The organism is Methanocella sp., assembly GCF_035506375.1.
In the GTDB taxonomy this organism is placed as follows: domain Archaea; phylum Halobacteriota; class Methanocellia; order Methanocellales; family Methanocellaceae; genus Methanocella.
Genome location: NZ_DATJPM010000010.1, coordinates 1 through 22,517, shown reverse-complemented (window position 1 = coordinate 22,517; position 22,517 = coordinate 1). Strand labels below are relative to the sequence as shown.

Annotated in this window: 23 protein-coding genes and 1 tRNA gene; 12 read left to right on the top strand and 12 right to left on the bottom strand. The window is 55.0% G+C overall.

Annotation, left to right across the window (positions count from 1 at the left end; all coding sequences use genetic code 11):
- Positions 1 to 12 precede the first annotated feature (12 nt).
- Positions 13 to 1,245 carry a Glu/Leu/Phe/Val dehydrogenase gene (locus VMC84_RS01150; protein ID WP_325377311.1) on the top strand — a complete coding sequence of 411 codons (1,233 nt, stop codon included), beginning with the start codon at positions 13 to 15 and terminating at the stop codon, positions 1,243 to 1,245.
- Between the two features lie 49 nt (positions 1,246 to 1,294).
- Here VMC84_RS01150 and VMC84_RS01145 read toward each other — a convergent pair whose 3' ends face one another.
- The 5 genes from VMC84_RS01145 to VMC84_RS01125 all read right to left on the bottom strand — a co-directional run bounded on the left by VMC84_RS01145 (position 1,295) and on the right by VMC84_RS01125 (position 3,070).
- The gene (locus VMC84_RS01145) at positions 1,295 to 1,591 is read right to left on the bottom strand and encodes a YkgJ family cysteine cluster protein (RefSeq protein ID WP_325377309.1); all 297 of its coding nucleotides are present in this window, start codon (positions 1,589 to 1,591) and stop codon (positions 1,295 to 1,297) included.
- A gap of 38 nt (positions 1,592 to 1,629) precedes the next feature.
- Positions 1,630 to 2,040, bottom strand: a complete 411-nt coding sequence (locus tag VMC84_RS01140; RefSeq protein WP_325377307.1) for a hypothetical protein — start codon at positions 2,038 to 2,040, stop codon at positions 1,630 to 1,632.
- 191 nt (positions 2,041 to 2,231) lie between these two features.
- Positions 2,232 to 2,405, bottom strand: coding sequence for a CxxC-x17-CxxC domain-containing protein (locus VMC84_RS01135; RefSeq protein WP_349256724.1), 174 nt, complete (start codon positions 2,403 to 2,405; stop codon positions 2,232 to 2,234).
- Between the two features lie 107 nt (positions 2,406 to 2,512).
- Entirely contained in the window at positions 2,513 to 2,674 is a 162-nt protein-coding gene (locus VMC84_RS01130) for a hypothetical protein (RefSeq protein ID WP_325377304.1), read from the bottom strand.
- Positions 2,675 to 2,857: 183 nt separating this feature from the next.
- A complete protein-coding gene (locus VMC84_RS01125; protein ID WP_325377302.1) occupies positions 2,858 to 3,070 on the bottom strand; it encodes a hypothetical protein in 213 nt (70 codons plus the stop codon).
- Positions 3,071 to 3,690: 620 nt separating this feature from the next.
- Between VMC84_RS01125 and VMC84_RS01120 the strand changes: the two genes are divergently transcribed.
- Both VMC84_RS01120 and VMC84_RS01115 read left to right on the top strand, forming a co-directional pair.
- Positions 3,691 to 6,345 carry a Calx-beta domain-containing protein gene (locus tag VMC84_RS01120; RefSeq protein WP_325377299.1) on the top strand — a complete coding sequence of 885 codons (2,655 nt, stop codon included), beginning with the start codon at positions 3,691 to 3,693 and terminating at the stop codon, positions 6,343 to 6,345.
- The gene (locus tag VMC84_RS01115) at positions 6,345 to 7,271 is read left to right on the top strand and encodes a PGF-CTERM sorting domain-containing protein (RefSeq protein ID WP_325377297.1); all 927 of its coding nucleotides are present in this window, start codon (positions 6,345 to 6,347) and stop codon (positions 7,269 to 7,271) included. The genes VMC84_RS01120 and VMC84_RS01115 overlap by 1 nt, the downstream gene beginning before the upstream one ends.
- A 191-nt stretch (positions 7,272 to 7,462) precedes the next feature.
- Here VMC84_RS01115 and VMC84_RS01110 read toward each other — a convergent pair whose 3' ends face one another.
- The 3 genes from VMC84_RS01110 to VMC84_RS01100 are packed head-to-tail and all read right to left on the bottom strand — an operon-like array spanning position 7,463 to position 9,769.
- Entirely contained in the window at positions 7,463 to 7,990 is a 528-nt protein-coding gene (locus VMC84_RS01110) for a hypothetical protein (RefSeq protein ID WP_325377295.1), read from the bottom strand.
- Between the two features lie 27 nt (positions 7,991 to 8,017).
- A complete protein-coding gene (locus VMC84_RS01105; RefSeq protein ID WP_325377293.1) occupies positions 8,018 to 9,211 on the bottom strand; it encodes an aldo/keto reductase in 1,194 nt (397 codons plus the stop codon).
- 27 nt (positions 9,212 to 9,238) lie between these two features.
- Entirely contained in the window at positions 9,239 to 9,769 is a 531-nt protein-coding gene (locus tag VMC84_RS01100) for a flavodoxin (RefSeq protein WP_325377291.1), read from the bottom strand.
- A gap of 112 nt (positions 9,770 to 9,881) precedes the next feature.
- On the opposite strand from VMC84_RS01100, the gene VMC84_RS01095 reads away from it, so the two are divergent.
- Positions 9,882 to 10,235 (top strand): helix-turn-helix domain-containing protein, encoded by a 354-nt coding sequence (locus tag VMC84_RS01095; RefSeq protein WP_325377289.1) that lies wholly within the window; start codon positions 9,882 to 9,884, stop codon positions 10,233 to 10,235.
- Between the two features lie 213 nt (positions 10,236 to 10,448).
- On the opposite strand, the gene VMC84_RS01090 is transcribed toward VMC84_RS01095, so the two are convergent.
- Positions 10,449 to 10,523: transfer RNA gene (locus VMC84_RS01090), tRNA-Glu, on the bottom strand.
- 65 nt (positions 10,524 to 10,588) lie between these two features.
- A complete protein-coding gene (locus VMC84_RS01085; RefSeq protein WP_325377287.1) occupies positions 10,589 to 12,439 on the bottom strand; it encodes a hypothetical protein in 1,851 nt (616 codons plus the stop codon).
- 106 nt (positions 12,440 to 12,545) lie between these two features.
- Between VMC84_RS01085 and VMC84_RS01080 the strand changes: the two genes are divergently transcribed.
- From VMC84_RS01080 to VMC84_RS01050, 7 genes are all read left to right on the top strand, one after another.
- Positions 12,546 to 13,103, top strand: a complete 558-nt coding sequence (locus VMC84_RS01080; protein WP_325377285.1) for a hypothetical protein — start codon at positions 12,546 to 12,548, stop codon at positions 13,101 to 13,103.
- Positions 13,100 to 14,272: a hypothetical protein gene (locus VMC84_RS01075; protein ID WP_325377283.1), complete on the top strand. Its 1,173-nt coding sequence runs from the start codon at positions 13,100 to 13,102 to the stop codon at positions 14,270 to 14,272. Before VMC84_RS01080 ends, VMC84_RS01075 begins: the two co-directional genes overlap by 4 nt.
- The gene (locus tag VMC84_RS01070) at positions 14,269 to 16,203 is read left to right on the top strand and encodes a DUF2298 domain-containing protein (RefSeq protein WP_325377281.1); all 1,935 of its coding nucleotides are present in this window, start codon (positions 14,269 to 14,271) and stop codon (positions 16,201 to 16,203) included. The genes VMC84_RS01075 and VMC84_RS01070 overlap by 4 nt, the downstream gene beginning before the upstream one ends.
- Before the next feature lies 1 nt (position 16,204).
- The gene (locus VMC84_RS01065) at positions 16,205 to 16,501 is read left to right on the top strand and encodes a hypothetical protein (RefSeq protein ID WP_325377279.1); all 297 of its coding nucleotides are present in this window, start codon (positions 16,205 to 16,207) and stop codon (positions 16,499 to 16,501) included.
- 9 nt (positions 16,502 to 16,510) lie between these two features.
- Positions 16,511 to 17,416, top strand: coding sequence for a 4-demethylwyosine synthase TYW1 (gene twy1 / locus VMC84_RS01060; RefSeq protein ID WP_325377277.1), 906 nt, complete (start codon positions 16,511 to 16,513; stop codon positions 17,414 to 17,416).
- Positions 17,417 to 17,548: 132 nt separating this feature from the next.
- The gene (locus VMC84_RS01055; protein WP_325377276.1) at positions 17,549 to 18,682 is read left to right on the top strand and encodes a hypothetical protein; all 1,134 of its coding nucleotides are present in this window, start codon (positions 17,549 to 17,551) and stop codon (positions 18,680 to 18,682) included.
- An 84-nt stretch (positions 18,683 to 18,766) separates the two neighbouring features.
- The gene (locus tag VMC84_RS01050; protein WP_325377274.1) at positions 18,767 to 19,396 is read left to right on the top strand and encodes a haloacid dehalogenase; all 630 of its coding nucleotides are present in this window, start codon (positions 18,767 to 18,769) and stop codon (positions 19,394 to 19,396) included.
- A gap of 2 nt (positions 19,397 to 19,398) precedes the next feature.
- Here VMC84_RS01050 and VMC84_RS01045 read toward each other — a convergent pair whose 3' ends face one another.
- Entirely contained in the window at positions 19,399 to 19,743 is a 345-nt protein-coding gene (locus tag VMC84_RS01045) for a hypothetical protein (protein ID WP_325377272.1), read from the bottom strand.
- A gap of 32 nt (positions 19,744 to 19,775) precedes the next feature.
- On the bottom strand, positions 19,776 to 20,861 hold the full coding sequence (locus tag VMC84_RS01040; RefSeq protein ID WP_325377270.1) for a radical SAM/SPASM domain-containing protein: 1,086 nt from the start codon (positions 20,859 to 20,861) through the stop codon (positions 19,776 to 19,778).
- 92 nt (positions 20,862 to 20,953) lie between these two features.
- Here VMC84_RS01040 and VMC84_RS01035 point away from each other — a divergent pair, with 92 nt between their 5' ends.
- Positions 20,954 to 22,174: an MFS transporter gene (locus tag VMC84_RS01035; protein ID WP_325377268.1), complete on the top strand. Its 1,221-nt coding sequence runs from the start codon at positions 20,954 to 20,956 to the stop codon at positions 22,172 to 22,174.
- Positions 22,175 to 22,517 lie beyond the last annotated feature (343 nt).

Sequence of the window (22,517 nt, the reverse complement as noted above, 5' to 3'; positions counted from 1 at the left end):
TGAGGAAAGTGCATGAAAGACGGGTTTCTCAAGGGCACCATCGACATCATCGACAATTCCTGCTCCATGCTCGGGGTCGAGGACAACTACAGGACCATCCTATCGTACCCAAAGCGCAAGCTCATCGTGAACTATCCGGTCCGCATGGACGACGGCGGCATTAAAATGATCACGGCGCTCCGGGCCCAGCACAACGACGCGCTCGGCCCCTACAAGGGCGGGATACGAATTGCGCCGAACGTCACCGAGGAGGAGGTCACGGCGCTGTCCATGCTCATGTCCATCAAGTGCGCATTGCTGGGCCTGCCCTATGGCGGCTCCAAGGGCGGCATCATCGCCGACCACCGGGCACTGTCAAAAAAGGAGCTGGAGCACGTTTGCCGCGGATACATCCGTGCCATCTACCCCGTCATCGGCCCGACGCTGGACGTCCCCGCGCCCGACATGAACGTTTCCCCGGAGGCCATCGGCTGGATGCTGGACGAGTACGAGCGCATGGTCGGGCATCACCAGCTAGACATCATTACCGGCAAGCCCGTCGAGCTCGGCGGCATCAGGGGCCGGACCACGGCGGTCGCCTGGGGCGGCATCTTCGTCATGGAGGAAGTGAAGCACATCTACCACTGCGACTGCTCCACCTTCGCCATCCAGGGCTTCGGCAACGTCGGCGGCAGCATCGCGCAGATCCTGTACGAGAAAGGCAGGAAAGTCGTCGCCGTGAGCGATTCTACGGGCGGCGTCTATAACGAGAAGGGCCTGAATATACCGGCCCTGGCTTACCATAAGGAAGAGACCGGCTCAGTCCAGGGCTTCGATAAGGCACGGGATATTACCAACGAGGAGCTTCTGGAGATGGACGTGGACGTGCTGGCGCCCGCCGCCAGGGAGGACGTCATCAACGCCTCCAACGCCGATAAGATCCATGCGCACACCGTGCTTTCCCTGGCCAACGGCCCCGTGGACATGAAGGCGAGCGAGATCCTCCAGGGCCGTGACATCATCGTCGTGCCCGACGTCCTGGCGAACGGCGGCGGCGTGGTCGTGAGCTATTTCGAGTGGGCCCAGGACCGGGAAGGCTATGGCTGGAGTGGGGCAAAGGTCATGGCCAGCCTGAGGGACGTCATGAAGAAGGCGTTCCATAACGTTAACGACGCATCGAAAGAGTATAAAGTGGACATGTACCGTGCCGCCTACCTCGTGGGCATCAGGAACATCGTGCAGGCCATGAAGGCCCGTTCCGTTTGAAAGATATTTTTTTACTGCTCAATGAAGGCATACCGGCTAAAAGGCAAAATTAAAAATATTTTTCGCAGTAGTGCCAGGTGCAGACCTCGGGCTTTGCCTCATGGATGCCGCAGTAATACTTATCGTCGGCCCTTAATTCAAGGAACGGGCACTGCTCCGCCCGGCCTCCGGCCTCATCCACCCACAGCCGCCCGCCCGTAACTTCGCCGTAGATAAGATCGAGGCCGACATGGGAAAGAATATCATCGCGGCCTTCGAGGCGCCACCGGGCTATATCGAGAGGCGAAGCTTCCAGCCGCATGCCGAACTTCTTACAGCAGGAGCCGCACTGGGCGCATCCGCTCATGGTCAGGGATAGAGCGACAAAAAGAATAACAGTTTCGGTTAAAAGACGAACTCGGGCAGGCCCCCGCTGAAATTATTCTGGGGCACGAACTTGGCCATGTGGTTAATCGCGAAGACGATGGCGCCGACCATCGCCTGCGACTGCCCGGCGTTAAGCTGAATATTACGCATGCCCGCGGTCCTGGCCTGAGGCGTAATGCTGGCGTCGATGATGCTCTCCAGCAGCTTCTCCACTTCGGACAGGCTTTCGTACATCGTCTTCTGCTTTTCCAGGATCATCCCGCGCAGGCCCTCGGTCTGGCCTTTGCTCACGTCGGCCATCTCCTCGAGCTGCCTGATGTGGTCCTGCACCAGCTCACGGACGAGCCTTACGTTCGAGTATACGAACACGATATCGATGAGCTCGACGCCGTCATGCCCTCCCTGTATCGCTGTGCTAACGTCCTGCATTGTACTGCCCCTCAATTATTTTTTAACGCCGGATATATAATTTATACACGTTTTATCTACGAGAAAAGACGGCGAATATAGTCCAGGCTATTGGAAATTTAAAAAAGACGGCAAAATAAATAGTTCATACGAAGATGCGATCTTCGTATTATTTTAAACTTAAGGATGTTACTGAAGATTGGTTAAAAACCTTAGAACCTGGGCTTCCTGTGCTTGGGAAGGCAGTCCTGGCAATAAACCGGGCGGCCCTCAGTGGGCTGGAAGGGTACTTCGCATTCTTTACCGCAATCAGAACAAGTTGCCTTGTGCATTTCTCTTGGGCCACCGAAGTTTCTTCGGCCGCCCCTAAATCCACTGTCTCTCATTGATATTACTCATGCAGATTAACTCTGCACATGACAAAGAGGGAACATAGTATAAAAAGATATGCTTTGGATTGAACAAAAGTATTCCCGGCGGCCAGGCAACGATACTAAGGGATATGTAATATTTGCCGTATCCGGCTGGCCAGGGTCCTTTTTGGCCTTTCACAGTAGGGCAGGCCGGACCTCAAGCCATGATACTGGCGGCACTCGTCGCAGTAGCCGTGCCGCTCGCACTTGCTTTTCGGGCACGGACAGTCGGGCTTATGCATAAAAAAATAGAATGCGGGAACGATAATAATATTATCTATATAGGGTGGCCCTATGGGGTGGCCCACCCTGCGGGGAATGAAATGGATAAAAATAAAAAATGTAGGCGTCGGTACGCCTACCAAATTTCAGGCTGTTTTTCTCGTAGTGTAGCTGATCAAGGATCTGAGATCGACTTTGTGGTCTTACCACCAGCCGCCCCAGCCGCCCCAGCCAAGGCCGCAGGTGCCGCAGCCGCCCCAGCCGCCCCAGTAAGGCCAGCCCCAGCCACCCCAGCCGAGGCCGCCCCATCCTAGGCCGCCCCAGCCCCAGCCGCCCCACCAGGCGGTCGCCGGGAGTGCCAGGACCAGTACAGCTAATACGAGAAGAACGAAAATGGCTAGTTTTTTCATGTCCATTATTGTTCCTCCTCAAGGAGTCCACGTAAAATATCGGTAAAACCCTATTTTATGCCTTAAGCGAAAAATCAAGCACTATCCCGGGAAACTGTGCCGATAATGCGTGGTTTTGATGTGAATCTAATATCTTGTGTGAAGCCCGAAGCCATTTTTGAGTATGCGGGCTTTTAACCGAAAATACAGGAAGCCACGTCATAATATTACCGTCTGCCGATCGAACATCATGGAAATAGCAGGCTTAGAGATTACCATATCACTTGCAAAGTAATCGATAGAAGTATAAAAAAATAAACGACAACAGCTTATGGAGAAATAGACTATTAATATAATAATGTAAATAAGTAAAATATTAAATTATATCAGATAAATATAAATGCTTGTATTATCTACATAGCATTTGGGTTCATAGCTATAATTCTCCGATGAAAAGTCAACCAATTGATATATCATTTATCCGAGACCCGCCGAATTCACGTAAATCAGTGCCCGCGGGAGTTTAGCACCGATATATTTTATGCATGATTATTCGTGAAATGGGGGTCACTATAACGTTTAAAGTTAAATTGTGCCTTGTCGCTCCTACAATACTGGCTATCGTTGGACTGCTGTGGATGGTGGATATGGTAGCGGCCGCGACGCCTCCGGTGACTGACGGGCTGGTGGGATTCTATGATTTTTCCCGGGACAGCGGCAATACGGTGGTCGATCTCAGCGGCCACGGGAATAACGGCGTGGCCACCGGGACAGCGAGAGGCCAGTTACCGGACGGGACCTATTATCGTGATCTGAACGGCGGCGGTGACCATATCAGCATACCTCCGAGCTCATCCTTATCATATGCCAGTCCGGCGACAATCAGTTTCGGCCTTAAGATAAAGACGCCCCCCGATGTATCCGCATTATATGGTAAATTGCTGATGTCGAGGTATTTTGCCGGCTATGCGATTTATATGACCCCGTCGGGGAACCTTCAATATATCATATATACGGATGGCGGAGTGCAGCAGTCCTATATCGGTAGGACGCCTCTGGCGTCTAATACGAATTATATCTTATTCGTCACGTACGATGGGAAGCACCTGCAGGGATATATTAATGGCCAGCGGGATGGGGACGGCTATGGCTGGACATCCCAGACATTTGCGAAGTATGATGAGTACTGGACGGTCAGCGGGGACCAGGATGGCTATAACCAGGCGAAGATGACCGTTTTTGCCATCTATCTGTATGATCGGGCACTATCGGCCCCCGAGGTCGCCGGGCTATGGACGAACGGCAAAGCCGAGGTGGATTTTAGCGCGAACGACTACTTCGTGTCGAAATTAAAGAACAGCATCAACGTTACCGTAAGCCTGACGGACGTGCTCCCCTACGACGTAAGCGTGGATTATACGACGAATAACGGCGACGCCCTCGCCGGCACGAATTATGTGGCCGCCAGGGGGACATTGACATTTCACAGTGGCGAGGTCACTAAAAATATTACGATCCCCATAACGAGCAACGATGGGCTACTCTGGAATAACAAGCTAAAGTTCTACCTGACGCTGAGCGATCCGGTGAACGTGACCGTCGGCATGAATAACCCGGCGACCGTCAGCATCGGCAACAATGGCGGCATCATCCTGACCTTTGACGACTATTCGATCGATGCCTGGTACGGGATACGTGATATTTTAAGATCGTATGATGCAAAGGCGACGTTCTACTGCGAAGGCGCTGGGTATCCCGCTTCTTCGCCCGATCAGAAAGCGGAGCTGCAGGCCCTCATCGATGACGGGAATAGCATCCAGTCGCACTCTTACTTCCACTACAACGCCCCGCAGTACGTGGACCAGTATGGATTACAGGGATACATCGACACGGAGATCACGCCCGACATTCAATTGATGAACGATTTCGGCGGCACCCCCACCAGCTTCGCGTATCCCGGAGGCGATCGTACGGCTTACCTGGACAGTGTTCTCCTGACATATTTCGACAGTGTCCGGGATGTGGCCTACCCGGTGAACTATGGCAACGACGTATCGGAGGACGACGGCGCCTTTTACGAGTTCGACGGGACGAACACGAGGCTGTTCTCCACGGCGATGACCGATAATATTTACAATACGCCGGCGGAAAGCTTCTACGGCGGCATGGACCGCGCGCTGGAGAAAGGAGAAGTACTGGGGATCCTTTGCCATACTCCCTCGGATAATGGCCTGCCTTACAGCACGCCCATCAGCAAGCTCGCTGACATCGTCAAATATGCGCATGATCACGGCCTCACGTTCTATACGACGAACACCCTGTTCCCGGCGCAAAATGACGTGACCCTGACCCTCGATAAGTCTACGGTCAATGAGACCGACGGGAATATTCAGATAAACGTGATCAGGACAGGCCAGAAGAACCGCACGCTCGTCCTGGACTATGACACGGCCGACGGGACGGCGGTCAACGGAAAAGAATATGTCGGCTCCAGCGGCGTGTTAAAGTTCATCGTCGGCGTCGACAGCCAGGTGATCAGCCTGCATCTTAATGACGACCACGTCAATAACTCGAATGAATATTTTTACCTGAACATGAGAAGCCCGGATAATACGACCAGGGGGCCCGACCGGCAGTATAAGATCACGATCCTGGATAATGACCCCGTGCCTATTCCGACTCCAACGCCAACGCCGACAGCTACACCATCACCAACCCCAACACCGTCGCCAAAACCATTACCATCGCCAACACCCACAATAACGCCGACTCCGACACCGGGGCCAATACTGTATCAGATCAACATTAAGCAGGGCTGGAATCTCGTGTCGATACCTCTCGTGAACGATACTTTATGGGCCAGCCAGCTGGGAGATATCGGCGTCCGTAGAGTATCTTCGTATAACGTCGACTCCGGCGGCTACGACACGTTCGTCGTGGGCTTCAGTCCCCCGTCCGACGACATACAGATGAAGGCGGACCATGCCTATTTCGTCGATTGCGGCAGCGACGTGACATTCGACCTGTATGGAGTGGAAGACGAGCAGCGCTCGGCCACGGTCTATCCCAGGTGGAATGCGGTGGGCTGGAGCAGCCTGTCGACGGTAAAAGCTAGTGATATCAGCGGCCGGCTTGGCAATATTCAAAGAATTTGCCGGTACAACGGGTCGTCGGGGAACTACGACACCTACGTCGTGGGGTTCAGCGGCGAAGACATGAACTTTGATATAATGCCGGGCGATGGTTTCTTCCTTTACCTGGATTCCGATACGCCCGGCATATTAAGCTTAGGAGGACTATAATGAGAATTTACAGGACAGCTTTACTGATGGCCTTCATACTTGTAGTAGCCGGCTACTTCGTTTTACCGTTGGCCTTTTCGCAGGTTGCGCCCCCTGCGACGGTCGCAGGCACGGTAACGGTGAACGGCGTCGCGATGGACGGCGTTCGGGTGTCCGGCGGAGGCGGAAGCGACGTGACCCACGGGGGAGGCAAGTATACGTTCAGCGTCACTCCCGATGTATCGATAACGGTAACGGCCACATATAATGGCCACACCGCTTCTACTAGTTCATTTACAGTAAAAAGCGGCGATATGGCAATTAAAAACTTGAATGTGATAATACCTGTAGATACGCCTACGCCAACGCCCACACCGACACCAACCCCTACTCCAACCCCAACTACTACACCCACGCCAACGCCAACTGCTACACCCGCTCCTGAACCGTCGGATACTCCCACTCCTACTCCGACGATAACGGCCACGCCAACGGCGACTCCACATCCGACGTTAACGCCTACTCCGACCCCCATGTTAGAAGGGACAATAACTCCTACGCCCACGATAGCGGCAGATTTTACTCCAACTCCGACGCCTACGCCGAGCATTACGCCTGAAAATGATACCGAATTGACTGCGATGCCGACGCCGCCTATCGAGGCATATTCTCAAAACATGACGGCTAAACAAGAGGAGACTTCACCGCAGATGGCCTCAACCCCGGGGCCGGCCAGTAGTTCAAACGGCATGCAGGGCGGGTATGAAGTTTCACGGATGAATGATCTGGCCAATAAGAATGGCATCACGGATACATCACCTGTGCCGGGAGCCCATGATGCAGCTATACCCGCCAGCGTCAAGGCCGAAGCGCCAGGTTTCGAAGCCATGGCCTCCGTAATCGCTCTGGCAGGTGCGGTGTGCCTGATCACGAGGACGAAGAAATAGCCGGATATTGTTATTTAAACCCAGGTTAATCGGGCTACGTAAAAAGATAAACATGCTCCGGTGGAGAGCCGAACCATAATGGTTCAAATCTCCAATACTTTTTCGTACACTCATTCGTCAAATCCACATTTTACGATCGGCGGACTGAACAGTCGTTATTTCAGTCTGCTGATCCTTTTTAAGGTTTTTTCTCATTCCCGTTTTGTATGGTGAACAAATACTGTATATGCGATGTTGTCCCAGGCGTTGTGAATGCCGATAAAAAGCAATAACAGCGCAGCAGCTCCGACGCCAAACCATATTTCTCGCTGGTAGGACGATTCTGCGAAAAATGACGATGCTAATAAGGCATAAGCGGCCAGAGGTAGCACGACATGAAATAACCAGTCCTCTATCCCAGGGGGATATGCTTCCTGCCGGCGCATTCGAAGAGCAGTAATAACGGTGTACCCTAAACCACAAAGTCCGATGAGGCTTGATAGTGTAGCGGGAATGCCCGCCGATTGCCAGGGCGCTAGGAATAGCGCAGATAGCAACAAGGTCACTCCGAAGTGAACGATCGTCGGCGTCAAAAATGCTGCCCCGGCCTGTGCTCCGCCTTTATTGGGCAGTTTTTGATCAAGGATGGTCAGGACGACAAACTGTAACCCGATAAGGGCGCCTGCAGCTGACCCGGCCATTACATAGAAACTATCCCAATCGGCAAGCTCAGTCATCATAATATCCACCTATTATGCATTTTAAGTCTATTTGAACGCTTGTTTTGCAATTGCAACTCTCTTCTCCAGATCAGGCCCTTCAAGCTCCTCGACAACGGATTCCAGGATCGCTGGTATATCTATGTGCTGAGGGCATTTTTCGACGCACTCACCGCATTTTATACACTGTGACGCAAACTCGGTTTCTCCTGTGGATAGAACACCGCACAGCCTTACCGCATAGTGGAACTTTACCCCCGCAGCATTATCGGACATACTCAAGTTATTGTAGTCCTCGAAACAGAACGGGATGTTCACCCCTTGCGGACAGGGCATACAATATCTACAGCCGGTACAGCCTACTTTCATCAGTTCGCGATATTTCTGCTCGACCCGTTTTATCAGTAGCAGCTCATCATTGGTCAAAGATTTCGGGTATGCTTTCTCTGCCGCTGCAAGATTCTCCTCGACATGAGTTTCCTGGTTCATACCGGAAAGGACGACAGTTACTTCCGGGTGGTCCCAGACCCAGCGAAGAGCCCATTCAGCGGGCGTCCTCTTTGTCGGAGCCTCATCCCAGATCTCTTTAATTGCTGAAGGCATCGGACTTACGAGATTTCCGCCCCGGATAGGTTCCATGATGATAACGCCAAGGCCTTTTGATGCTGCGTACACCAAACCTGCGGTACCTGCCTGGTTCCTTTCGTCCAGGAAGTTGTACTGGATTTGACAGAAGTCCCAATCGTAGGCATCCACGATTCGGTTGAAGTCCTTTCCCGCGCCGTGGAAGGAAAAGCCCGCGTTAATAATACGGCCGTCTGCTTTGGCCTTATCGAGGAAATCGACTATGCCAAGCTTTTCGACCTCGTCCCATAACTCACCGAGCAGCGCATGGACGAGGTAATAATCAATATGATCGGTATTGAGCTTCTTCAGCTGGGCGTTCAGGAAATGGTCCATGTCCTCCCGGCTTTTCACCAGCCAAGTCGGGAGCTTGGTTGCAAGCTTTACTTTCTCGCGGTACCCGCCCGCAAGGGCACGGCCTAAAAACAGCTCGCTCTGGCCCCCATGATAGGGCCAGGCCGTATCTACATAGTTTACTCCTCGGTCGATCGCATGGCGAACCTGATCAGTAGCTCTCATCTCATCAATGGAACCATCAGCTTTCACTGGAAGGCGCATACAGCCGAATCCGAGGATAGAAAGCTCATCTCCGTTCTTAGGCATTTTCCTGTACAGCATTGTTCATTCACCTCTTGTTGGCCAGTATTACTTGTTCATCCCGGTGCGACTGAGCCAGACGGCAATTTCATCCTTTGCATTTCTCACGCTTCCGCCCCGCACGGCGAGGCCCTCCATGACGGTCGACTTTGAGCATACTTTTTTGATATCTGTCACGCTATGTCCCAGTCCGCTACCCTCATGGGTACAAAACGGTACGATTGTTTTGCCGGAGAAATCATACTCCTCCAGAAACGTCGCAACCGGCATGGGGACCGTACCCCACCAGTTAGGGTAACCGAGAAAAATCAAATCATACGACGCCATATTTTTCAAATGATTGACAAGATTAGGTCTGGCGTTAGAGCGCAGTTCCTGCTTGGCCACCTCTGTGGTTTCCGTGTAATCCTCCGGGTACGCCTTCACCGATTCTATGCGAAATAGATCACCCTTAGTAATATCATGGATCATCTTTGCAGCGACTTCCGTGTTGCCGACAGACAGGTTTACGATCTTACCCCCGACATAGTTGTTGCCAGGACGCGAAAAGTAGGCCACGAGAATTTTCACTTCAATCATCCTCCAACTAATTACTTACATATCGACTGATGTTACGATAGTATACAATTGTAACATAGGATATAAATAGTATGTACAAACAGATATGTAACATACATACAGGTTTGATACTATGGATAGTGGTTCTCAAAAGTACAAATATGACTGGGGAATGGACGCCACCCTGGATGTGATCGGCGGTAAATGGAAGCCGCTAATCATCTATGCTCTTAGCGATGAGACTCTACGTTTTAGTGAGCTAATGGACAGGCTACAGCCCAAAATTACACAGCGGATGCTAACAAAACAACTTCGCCAACTCGAGGAAGACGGACTCATCACAAGAAAGGTTTACACACAGGTCCCGCCGAAAGTAGAATATTCGCTCACAGAAACAGGAAAATCCCTTATGCCTATACTTGACCAGCTGTGCGAGTGGGGATACGAGCATATGGGGGACCGTATAAAATACCAGTGTGAAGAATAACTAGTACATCCGCGTCTGAGTCGAGAACCTTGTCGCTGGCGACCACGCGAAGGGCGCCCGGTTCGTGGACATACTGCCTAACATCGAGATGCAGACGTATAACTATGGTTTACGATTTTATATGTGCTTAAACAATAAAAACAAATAATGAAACAAAGTAAATTAATGCTTAATATTAAAAATAAAGGCTATAAACGTGAAATAAAGTCAAGATGCTCCGGTGGGGATTCGAACCCCAGTCGACGGAGTGAGAGTCCGTCATGATTGGCCGGTCTACACTACCGGAGCATAAAAGCAACAATACAAGTCTATTCTTATTATTTATATCTTGCGGGTATGCCAGGACGCCGGCGCTAGACCTTGTATATCCGGTAATTGTCCTGGTATTTCGGGTCAGTCCAGTTAAATACGCACTGGTAGTGGCTGGCAAAGAACTCCTGGTTCACGTAGAACTGGGTGGAGCTAAGCTCGCTGGGCCCGATATAGACATAGTCGATGCCGTTGCTCTCGAGCATGCCAGCGGCGCTGTCCTGATACGTGGCCCCGTACATGGATTTTACGGCACGCTGCCGGCCGGTGAAGTTTATGCCGTGGGTATAGAGCCAGCCCCCGTAGCCCAGGTAGGACTTCCGGCCGGCGAGGCTGGTGACGGGGCTGATGGGATTATCGGACGTCAGGAACACCGCGTTCTTCGGGGTATTCTGCATGATCCAGTCTGCGACGTGGACGTCGGCCTGGCTGAACTCGACGTACGGGTGGAAGAGGATGAATGCCGCCACCATGGCCCCGGTGAGCACCGTGAAGGCGAGGAGCACGGCGAACAGGGGCTTGCCGAGCTTTGGTCGATCGTGGATATACAGAAGAGATGCCGCCATCAGGAGCGCCGAGGGCATGAGCCAGAAGCTGAAGAACTTATGGTTATCGTAGTCCCAGGGCTGGAAGACGTAGACGCTGGCCATGACGAAGATGGCCAGGAACGGCAAATAGAATTTCAGGTTTTTCCTTCCCACGACGAAAAAGCCGATGATGAGCAGGAGCAATTCCAGGCCCATATTCTCTATCCAGAATAGCGGGATGTTGGCGAGCGAGCCCGCCATCCACCCGATCTCCACCCGGAAGCTGGAAACGCCTATCTGGCCGGCCATCCAGAGAGCCTGGGGGATCGCCAGGAGGAGCGCCGGCGTCATGAAGTAATACCATCGCCTCTCGCGGAAGACGAGCAGGAGAAGCGTCGAGGAGAGCAGAATGGCGATGTAGGAGTAGACGTGGAACATGGGCAGCAGGCCCGTCAGTAAGCCGGCGAGCAGCAGCGCGTTCCTGGATTCATTCGGGCGCTGGACGAGCACGACGTAGAGCAGGAGCACGATGAAGGCTCCTGCGGAAAAGCCGATGAGGGCGGTGCGCTGGGCCAGGACGATGACCATGAAGTTCGTGAACACGAGGTTATATGACCAGACGGTCGTGTAATTGAGGTTCCCGGAAATGAACGATGCGATATCGAAGCCGGAATTCCAGAGGTCGATGGCGGCGGCGATAAACCCCAGCCCGCCGCTGAGCATAATGAGGATGACGGTGAGGACACCGCCCGCCCGCCTCGATAAAAAGCGCTCGCCCAGGAAGTACAGGGACGAGAGGAGGGACGAGAGCAGCAGCCAGCCGGGAAGCACGACGCTCCACTGCAGGCCGAGGCCCAGTGAGTACAGCGCCGCCGAGTAGAAGTCGATGAGGAACGTATACCGCAGGGCCTGTCCGGCCATCATGGGGTACGACGGGGGATAGTTGTAGCCTTCGCCGAACGACGTGATCACGGACGAGTGAAACGAGATGTCCCCATAGAACGGGTACGAGGCATGGTATTCGCCGTCGTAGTAGGTGAGAAGGCAGAGGAAAACGAAGGCGAAGGCGACGAGCACGATGGCCCCGACGATGGCCAGGTGTTCCCTCTCGAAAGCAGGCGGCTTCGGCCGTATCCATGCCACCGTCGCCAGCATGATGAGCGCGGCGACGCCTGTGCCCGCGCTCAGGCTGCCCGTCAGTAGATACGGAATGAGACCAAGCCAGGCGGCGACGATGATACCGGCCACGGGCGACGCTATAGCGACTTCCAGGCCTTTCAGGGGCAGCCGGAATACGCTGAGGATGGAATAGCCGAAGATCACGGTCAGGGCCAGGAACAGGAGGCCGAGGACGCCGAACAGGTACACGGCTCTGATTATGCGATGCTTCGGTCTTATACCTTTTCATGCGGCAGACGGCAGCCCCCCGAAGCAGTAAACTATATATGAAATAGGCCGTTAAGTAAAGCTTAATATGACCGGCATTACGGACTTCGCCAAATACGGGCTCGTCATCCTGATGTTCCTGCTCTTCCTCTATACGTCGTACTGTATGAGCGCCTCGTATCAGATCCCGGGGACGGATAGCTATTACCTTTTCCCCGAGGTCAAGGCGAACGCGGACGCCTGGTACGGCCGCGTCGTATTGCCTGGGGAGCTTGACGCCACGGCGTGGGTCAACGAGAACCTTAATATGTCCGACAAGTTCGTGGCCGACATTTTCGGGGCGGAGACCATCATGGGCATGACATGCCGGGTCTCCACGGTGGGCGGCGACTGGGCGAACGCACCGAACCCCGTCAAGGTCATGAGCGATACGAACCAGATCTATACGACCTCCAGCGCGTGGGAGGCCTATAGCCTGGCGAAGGAGGACAACTGCACCTACGTCTGGCTGCCGAACCGGAACACGTTCTCGGGATACGACTGGGTGTACGGGGAACACGATAAGTTCAACGATACACAGTATTTCCAGCTTGTCTATGAGAATGAGGACGTCAAGATCTATAAGATATTGGAGGCCGCGCAATGAGCAAGCAATCGGACGAGGTCATTAGAGTCGTTAAGAAATACTGGTATATGGTGGCGCTAGCGCTCATCGTACTTATCGCGCTCTGGTATCGTCTGGGCATTATCGACAGCTATATCATTCCCACGTACGGTAACACGATGTACCACGTGGGCATCGAGCGGGAGACCATCCTCACGCAGTACTATCCCACGACCGAGCTTTCGTACGGTGGCGGCTTCCCGAACTTCTACGTGCCCGCCTATCGCCTTCTCATCGTTTCGATGTGCGTGGCCACGGGAATCGACCCGATGATCATGTCGGGCCTGATGACCATCGTGCTCGGCATCATGGTCTTATTGGTTTTGTACGTGCTTGCGTACCGGCTGAGCAATAACCTGTATGTGGCCCTGTTTGCGGCGTTCTTCTTCATCATGTCGCCCGACATCACCATCTACACCATGCGGCCGCTCCCGGAAATTTTAGGGCTGTTCCTGGTGCCCTTCACGCTGCTCTTCGTCATCCGTGAGGACTGGTGGCTGGCGTCCATCTGTGCGGCCATTACGGCTCTGACGCACCAGATGACGCTGCTCACCCTGGTCGCCGTTATCGGCACATACATGCTCTTCCAGCTCATCCGGGCCGCATGGCAGTATTATAAGGATAGAAAGGATCGCGAGGCGTTCATGAAGCCCCTGCGCACCGTGCTCGGGTGTCTGGCGCCCATCTTCGTGGCATGCCTCACCTATGCGGCCTGGCTGGTCTACTCGACGGGCTCCGTGAACATCATGAGCATCGCGCAGGTGACGAACCACGAGGGGAACCAGGTCGACGTCGCCCTGTTCCTCCGCGTCGGCGTTTTCGTGCTTATCTTCACGGTCATCGGCCTGTTCTTCTTAGGCGATAAGCTGTTCAGCCGCCCTGGCGAGCCGAAAGACCCGAAGGGCGAGTACGGCCTGAGCACGTCCGTCGACTCGCTGCTGCTAATCGGCGCCTGGGCGCTGATCACGCTGCTCCTCACGTTCAACGATAAGATATTCTACATTTTCCCGGACCATAAGTTCCTGATCTTCCCCAACTTTATGGACCGCTATCTCACCTTCTTCGCGCAGATCTGTGTCATCATCGCGGCCTATGGCGTGTACGCGGTGCTCCGGGCGGTGGACCTCGACATACTCAGGGAGAAGCCATGAGAAGGGAGTACTGGCTGCTGCTGGCCCTCGCCGGCCTCGTTGCCATGCTTCCGCTCGGGCCCATCCAGCTCGCCCTTCTTCTTACGGTGCCCGGCTTTGCCCTTCTCGCCCTCGTCAGGGAGCGCTTCAATGTCGTCGAGCTCGTAGCCTATTCCTTCACGTTGTCGATCCTGGTGTTCCCGCTCGCGGTCTTCATCGCGTATTTCGCGGGCATATGGCATGCCGGGGCCGTCCTGCTCGGCCTCATGGCCATGGCTGTCGCCGGCATAAAATATTATAAAGGCTCTGACATCGAGCTGACCCGGTCGAAATACCAGTGGGCCGTGCTTGGGGTGGCATTGTTTATTTTTGCCGTCGTGCTCTTTCTGACGCTGAAGACGTTCACGCTGACGCCCGCGGGCTTCGTATGCGATACGACCCACGCGTCGGACCTGAACTTTCACCTCTCCATAGCCCAGCGCTACATAGAGTCGCCCCACATTCCGCCCGAGGACCCGTATCTGCCTGGCTACGACATCGTCTACAACTGGTTCATGCACCTGCTCTTCGGGGAGCTGGGCGTGCTTACGGGAGTGAGCCTGTTCACCATATTCGACATCATCGTGCCCCTGGTATCTGCGCTGATCTTTACTGACGCCTACCTCCTGGCCGAGTACTTATTTAGCTCGGAGCGCCACGGGCTCGTGGCGGCGGTCGTTTTCGTGGCCGTATCGGGGCTGTCATGGATATACATCCTGTACCAGCTTTTTGTCCTCAATAACCCGAGCCCGGACATTTTCAAGGAGATGGTCTACGAGTGGCCGGGGACGATAAGCATGATCCCGGGGATCAATTTCACCATGATGCTAAAGTACGACCCCACGGTGCTGTTCTTTTTGCTGCCGCAGACGCAGACATTCGGGCTGATGGCCACCATCTTCGGCTTTTTAGCATTCCTTAAGACGATTAAGGAAAAATCGATCCCGTATGCGGCTGTGACGGCCGTCGTGCTCGCCTCGCTCGTGCTCTTCCATATGATCTCCGCGTTCCCGGTCTTCATCACGATGGGCCTCATGTTCCTTTATTTACTGTTCCGGCGGCGGTTCGGCGACGCGCTCATATCGGCGATACCCCTCGCGGCCGGTGCCATCGCCTCGATATATCAGCTTGCGATCATGCAGCAAGGCAACGCCGCACAGATCATCATCGCCCACCATCCCGATGTAATCCCCACGATCATTTTCTCCATCGGCCTGCTCATCCCGTTCGCCATTTATGGCATGTACATAAAAAGGAATGACGAGGCATGCGGCCTGCTGACGCTCTATGCGGTCATCAATATCGTGCTGCTGAACGTCGTGGAGATGCCGGCGACGGTGAACACCTACCGTTTCCTCGTCTACGCGGCACTGCCGATATCCCTTTTTGCCGGCTACGTGTTTTCACAGTGGCTGAGTTCACGCAATTACCTGAAGATAGGGGTCGCGGCGGCAGTCATACTGCTCATGGTGCCTTCCACGGCAATTATGCTGGGATTCTATAACGACTCGTCGTATGTCCATGCGACGCCGCCCGAATATGAGGCGCTCCAGTGGATCAAGGCCAATACGCCGAAGGACGCGATCATCTTCGAGGAGCCTGGCTTCTTCCCCCGGGTGCCGGTGGTCACGGGAAGGGACGTCGCCTACTCGGGCGAAATATATACGTTACAGTACCACAATGTGGACTTACAGGCCGATGCCTACGGCATTCTAAGCATCACGGGCCCCGCGGCGCTCTATGATAAGCTGTCGCAATATAACGTCAGCTATGTCTTCGTAGGCCAGCGCGAATCTCAGCATCCGTTCACGGCAGCGCTCAAGAATACACAGTACTTCGAGCCCGTCTACGATAAGGATGGAGTGTATATCTACGAATTGACTGGACACAGTCCCGCAACAGGAGACACGTAATATGGATATCAGCCCCCTGAACTGGCTCGCGTTCATCGCGGCCTTTCTGTACCTGCTCATATTGCCCGGATACAACATAGTGAGGACGCTGGGCTGGGACTCTAAGCTCAACCCGGTCGAGCTCGTGGTCTACGCTTTCGGCATCAGCGTGGCAATTCTCGCCGTCCTCGCGACGCTCGTCGCGCTGCCCTTCAGCATAGGGCTAAATTTTTATACCATCATCATACCTGAAACACTGATCATCATACTAACCAGCAAGGAAGTTGTCGGGTTCGTCCGCCGGATGCTGAAAGTATGAGGAGCGGCAGTGTCTCTGGTTGAACTATTAAAAAAGCAAGGGTACCATATCATCGGCGAGCACAGCGCCATCAAGCCGTGCCTGTGGCTGGGGCGATCGCTCAAGGGGCAGGGAGCCTGCTATAAGTCGCATTTCTACGGCATTCAGTCCCATTTATGCATGCAGATGACCCCCTGCATCGCCTGCAACCAGCGCTGCCTGCACTGCTGGAGGCCCGTCGAGGAGCCGTTCACTGTCAAGTCCTGGGACCGGCCCGAGACAATCGTCGACGGCTGCCTGAAAGAGCAAAAGCGGTTCATTTCGGGCTATGGCGGCATTCAGGAGACTGATCTGCGAAGGTGGAAGGATGCCTTCGAGCCGCGCCACGCGGCCATATCGCTCGTCGGGGAGCCCACCCTCTATCCTCACCTGAAGGAGCTCGTCGCCTTATTGAGCGAGAAGGGCATGTCCACTTTCATCGTCACGAACGGCACCCGCCCGGATGTGCTGGATAAGGTCACGCCGAGCCAGCTGTATATGTCCTTAGACGCGCCGGACAGGGAAACTTACCTGACGGCGTGCAATCCCGTTGCCGATCTCTGGGATAAGGTGAACGAGTCCCTTGAAGTCCTGGGCCAGCGGGACAGCCGCCGGGCGCTTCGGCTTACTCTTATCAAGGGCGTCAACATGAAAGACCCGGAAGGGTACGCTGCGCTCATAAAAAAGGCGTCGCCTGATTACGTGGAAGTAAAAGCCTATATGCACCTGGGATATAGCCGGAACCGGCTGCCCCGGGAGGCCATGCCGAAGCACGAGGAAGTGTTGAGCTTCGCCCGGCAGGTCGCCGACGCGGCCCAATATAAGTTGGCCCTGGACGTGGAGCTCAGCCGGGTGGCGCTGGTAAGTAAAGACGGTGCCGTGAAGCCGCTCATATGAACCGGCCGTAAGGGAAAAAGGGCATACATCGACGCTATTTTTACAAGATTCCAGCGATAGTCCTCTGATTAACATCGCCATAATATTATAAATCGGAACCATTTTTTATAACCTGAAAAAGGGGATGAAATCATGAAAATGGTAAAAGCAGTAATGGCGTTGGTACTATCCGCCATCTTTTTGGGTGCGGTAGCGGGCGTTGCGGCCGCCAACGTGCCCGGCGTCGCGGTCAACGCGCCTCCGCCCCCTCCCGCGCCGAACGTGGCGACGGCGGGAAGCGATGCGCTGGTCAAGGTCGTTGTAACTCACCGGGATACCGGCTCACCGGCATTACACTACGTGGACCGGGTCATGCTCTATGACGGCAATAAGCTTATCAAAGAATGGAAGTACGACCAGAACAGCTATCGAAAGGACGAGACCTGGACGGAAAGCCTGACGGTGCCGGCAAAGTCGGATATGCAGCTGAGGGCCGTGGCGCACTGCACGGTCCACGGGTACGACCTCGCCGGCATGCACGTCAGGGTACTGCCTTCGGGCACGACTCCCGCGCAGATGATGCAGACCGACGCGGCCTCCGCGGGCATGCAGGCCTTCGGCTATGCAAACGCGGGTAAGGCGTCCGATTTCGTATCGTCCGCGGACGCAAAGCTGCTCCGGGACAACATTAAGGCGAACTCGGGCGAGCTGAAGAGCTTCCAGGCGAAGATGTCCGACTGGATGAAGTCATCGGAAGGAAAACAGTTCATCGCCAGCTTCGGAACGGCGGGGGCGCCGATGGCAGCGGGCGAAATGGGCAGACAGACGCCGGCGGCCGTGATGCCCACCAAAGTAGCCATGATGAAGAAGAACACTGGAATGCCTGCCCTGAGGGCATCGCCGTCGGCCAGGCCGACGATGAAGCCTGGCATAAAATACTTGAGCATCACGCCCCGGGGAGTTAAGACGCCCGCCGAGAGCTATGGCATCTACGGCCTGGGCGGCAACGTGCCGTCTGCCCAAAAAGCCATGGCAACCGTGAGGTCGGTCCCATCGGGCTCGTCGACGGCCGGTGTTCCGGCATCCCATGTCACCATTCCCTATGTGGCAGGGGACAAATCGGGAAGGGGCACGGTGGGGACAAGCAAAGCGGTAGCGCTCTCCGATGACAAGAGATATGCGGGACGGGGCCCGGGCCTCGTAGGCACGACGATTGTCCAGACTCCGGCATCGGCACCGGGGCCAAACGCGAGGCCCACGGCCTTCGTCATTTGTAGAGTCTGTTAAAATGATAAGGGCTTGGGCCTTAGCCCACTTTTTTTTATCATAAGGATAATGTGATGAGCGGCCCTATAACTTGAGGGTAATGGCATGGAGTCATTGAAGGATATCAGCGCCAGGGTCCGGGCCCGCTTCGACGCGATGGACAAGGCCAGGGAGGGCGCTCTCGCCGCTTCACGTAAGATCACCAGGAATTCGGGGGACTCGATCAAGGCGATTCACCGGGGCGAGTGGGCTGAGGCAGAGCGCCTGATCCGCGAGACCCGGTCCCTGAGCGATCAGCTGCACGACGCGCTCAAGGATTTCCCGGAGGCCTATTATTCGGGCTACGTAGAGGACGCTCAGGTCGAGTTCGCCGAAGTATCGATCCTGTATTCGGTGCTGAGGGGGCTTGATCTGCCGACGCCCGAAAGTCTCCGGATCGAGAATACGGCCTATCTAAAGGGCATGGGCGATGCTTCCGGCGAGCTGAGGCGGCACATACTGGACCTGATACGGAAGGGACGGCCGGAAGAAGGTGAAAAATACCTGGACATCATGGACGAGTTCTATACGGAGATGATGTCGTTCGACTATCCCGACGCCATCATGCACGGCCTCCGCAAAAAGACGGATGTAGCCCGCTCGCTCATCGAGCGCACCCGCGGGGACCTGACGAACGCCCTCGAGATCAAGGGCCTCCATGAGTCCATGGAGCGTTTCGATCAAAGGCTTAAATAGGCCTATTTTTTATTCCGCTTTTGCAGATACCAGATGCCGCCCCGGACTGCCATGCTTCCGATGACCGTGATCATCAGTGCAGCGTAGGCGACGAAGGCTATGCCGGCTATCAGCTTCGGAAAGGAAAAGCCCAGATGTCCGAAGTCCGGCAGCGTGAACGACGGCGGCTGGCTTATGCGGCTCCAGTCGAACGACGGCAACACGATGTACGAAGGTACGGTCGAGCCGGGATCATAGGGCACAGGCGACGGCGGAGGGCCATATTTTACAATGGGCACCCCGTACATCGGCTGGATAACCGGGCCGGCGGAATTTGTAAGGCTACCGATACTCTCAACCCACGACATAATTATTATTTATGTTTTAATATAAAATAACTCTATCGCCCGAAATTGCCCTGCTTGCGCCGGCTTTCCGCGAGAATGCGGATATGGCACATGGACGGCCTGCCCTCGCGGAGATCCCAGAGGTGAAGGCTGTTACCCAGGCAGAACTCCCACCACTCGCATCCGTCGCACAGGCCGCAGCGCTTCCAGCTCAGGTCCCGCATGCTCTGGTACCGGTGTTCCCAGACATCGCTGAAGCGGTCATGGCGCACGTTTCCCTGTATGAATTTCGGGGGCAGGTTCGGGCACGCCCCGATATCCCCGTTCGCGAGAATGCTCGCGATGCTGATGCCCGCGGGACAAAAGTAGAGCGAGTCCCTCACTTTCCCCTCGTATTCGGTGCCCAGGAACCCCTCCTCTTCAAAGGTTATGCGGAGCCCCTTTTCGCGGCGTTTCCTGACGATGAAGTCCAGCAAAGAGCGCAGCTGAGAGGGCTGGAGCCTGAAATTCGGGTCATCTTTGGCCCGGCCGATGGGCGTAACGGTGAGGAGCCGCCACTCGTCGATGCCCATGCGGCTGAAAAGCTCGTATAGCCCCTGGAGGTCGCCGATGTTGTACTGGCTGACGCAGGTGGTGGCCTGCACGACGCTGAAGTATCCAGATCCTTTAAGGAGCAGCAGGGCGTCGATGGTCCGGTCAAATGAGCCGCCTTTTCGAATGAGCTCGTGCGCTTTCCGCAGGCCGTCGACGCTGACGGTGACCGTGTTCATGCCGGCGCCATGGCATTTCTCCACGACGTCATTATCCACGAGCATGCCGTTCGTGACCATGCCCCACTGGAATCCCAGCCCGCGGACATGGCCCATAACGTCGAAGAGGTCTTTTCGCAGGAGCGGCTCTCCCCCTGTCACGGCCACCATGATGGAGCGGGCGTCGAAATCGGCGGCGATGGACTCGAAGACTGCCTTTATTTCATCGGTAGCCAGCTCGCCAGGCCCAAGGACCGTGCAGCTGCTGCCGCAATGTCCGCAGCGGAGGTTACAGGCGCGGGTGGTCTCCCAGAAGAGATACCGCAGCTTATGCTCTTTTCGCTCCTGTTCTACCCTGCCCTGCCACGCCTTGAGGCGGCCTGCTATCACCAGACTGTCGAGCCCTGGAATAAATATTTGCCTCCATGTCTCCGGTTAACACGCCATAAATATATACCTTAAATGCCTAATCAACGGCCATTATGGCTGAGAGCATCTTTAAGCGCTACGACAGGCAGGTATGGATCCTTGTAGCGGGCTCTCTCATCAACACGTTCGGCACATCCATCGCCTACCCTTTCGTTTCACTCTATCTCTATAAATACCGGGGCGTCTCCATGACGGACGTGGGGCTGGCGCTGCTCGTGGCGGCCTCGGCCGGAGGCATCATATCGGTCGCGGGCGGCGAGCTCTGCGACCGCTTCGGCCGAAAGATCATGCTGAACGTGGGGCTTTTCCTCCAGATGGTGTCCTTTGCGCTGATGGGCTACGCCATCCTGGCGGGCTGGGGCTACGCCGAGTTCACGCTCCTGATGGTACTGAAGGAGATATCCGGCGGCCTATACCGCAACGTCCCACAGGTGATGGTCTCGGACACCGTGGAGCCGGGCGACCGGATCGGCGCTTTCAGCCTGCTCCGCATAGGCGGAAACCTGGGATTCGCCCTGGGCCCCATGTTCGGCGGCATCCTGGCGTCGTACTCCTACGCCGCCATGTTCATCATCACTGCGATAACCAGCGGCGCCTACATGCTCATCTCGCTGCGGCTCCTTCACGATACCCGGCCGGACGAAAAGGATATCGCGGCCCACCCGCACCACGACCCGATGTGGACAAACGTCCCGTTCATCCTTTACTGCGCCGTTTCCGTCATCGCCTCGCTGGTCTACTCGAACCTGTTCACCACGTTCGGCACGTTCGCCGGCGGCTTCGTGGGCGTGTCCGAGTCCATGGTGGGCTTTATATTTTCGCTGAACGGCTTCATGGTGGTGTTTTTACAGCTCTCGGTCGCCGGCTTCCTGGGGCGCTTCAAGCTCACCACGTCGCTCATCCTGGGCTCGCTCATCTATGCCGCGGGCTTTGCCCTCGTGGGTTTCTGCAATAGCGCCGGGATGCTCTTCGTGAGCATGTTCATCATCACCATGGGCGAGCTGGTAGTATCACCGGCATCTCAGACGCTGCTCTCGGAGATGGCGCCCCCCGAGGCCAGGGGCCGCTACATGAACATCGCCGGCTTTATCGGCGGCAGCGGCACCGCCTTCGGGCCCGCCGTCGGAGGGTACCTCATGGACCGTTTTGCTAAAAACATCGTCATGATGTGGCTGATCCTGGGAGCGCTCGAAGTCGCCTGCGCCGCCGGGTACCTGGAGCTGAGGCTCAAGCTGACCGCGAAAATGGACGATGTCAGGCCCGCCCACATTTAATTTCCGCTATTTAATTATCACATTCAGTAGTTCCGTGTTTGTGTCATGATGGTTTGCTGCTCTTTAAGGCATAACGGTGACGGAGGACACTATTTTTCACCACAAAGTCCAGTAGTTACGTGTTTGTTTAATAGTCCTTTGCCATTTTTTCGATTTTCGTACTGCCCGTCGGTTTTTCAACACGAAAGCACGAATTCTTTTATATCCCACGTAAGGGCACGGAAATCACTAAGGTCCATGCCTGGCGCTTAAAACACGAAACAACCTCCCGAATGAACACCAAACCACAAAAGGATTGAACCACGAGGACGGCATGACCCTTATGCTTTATTTAATATGCTTT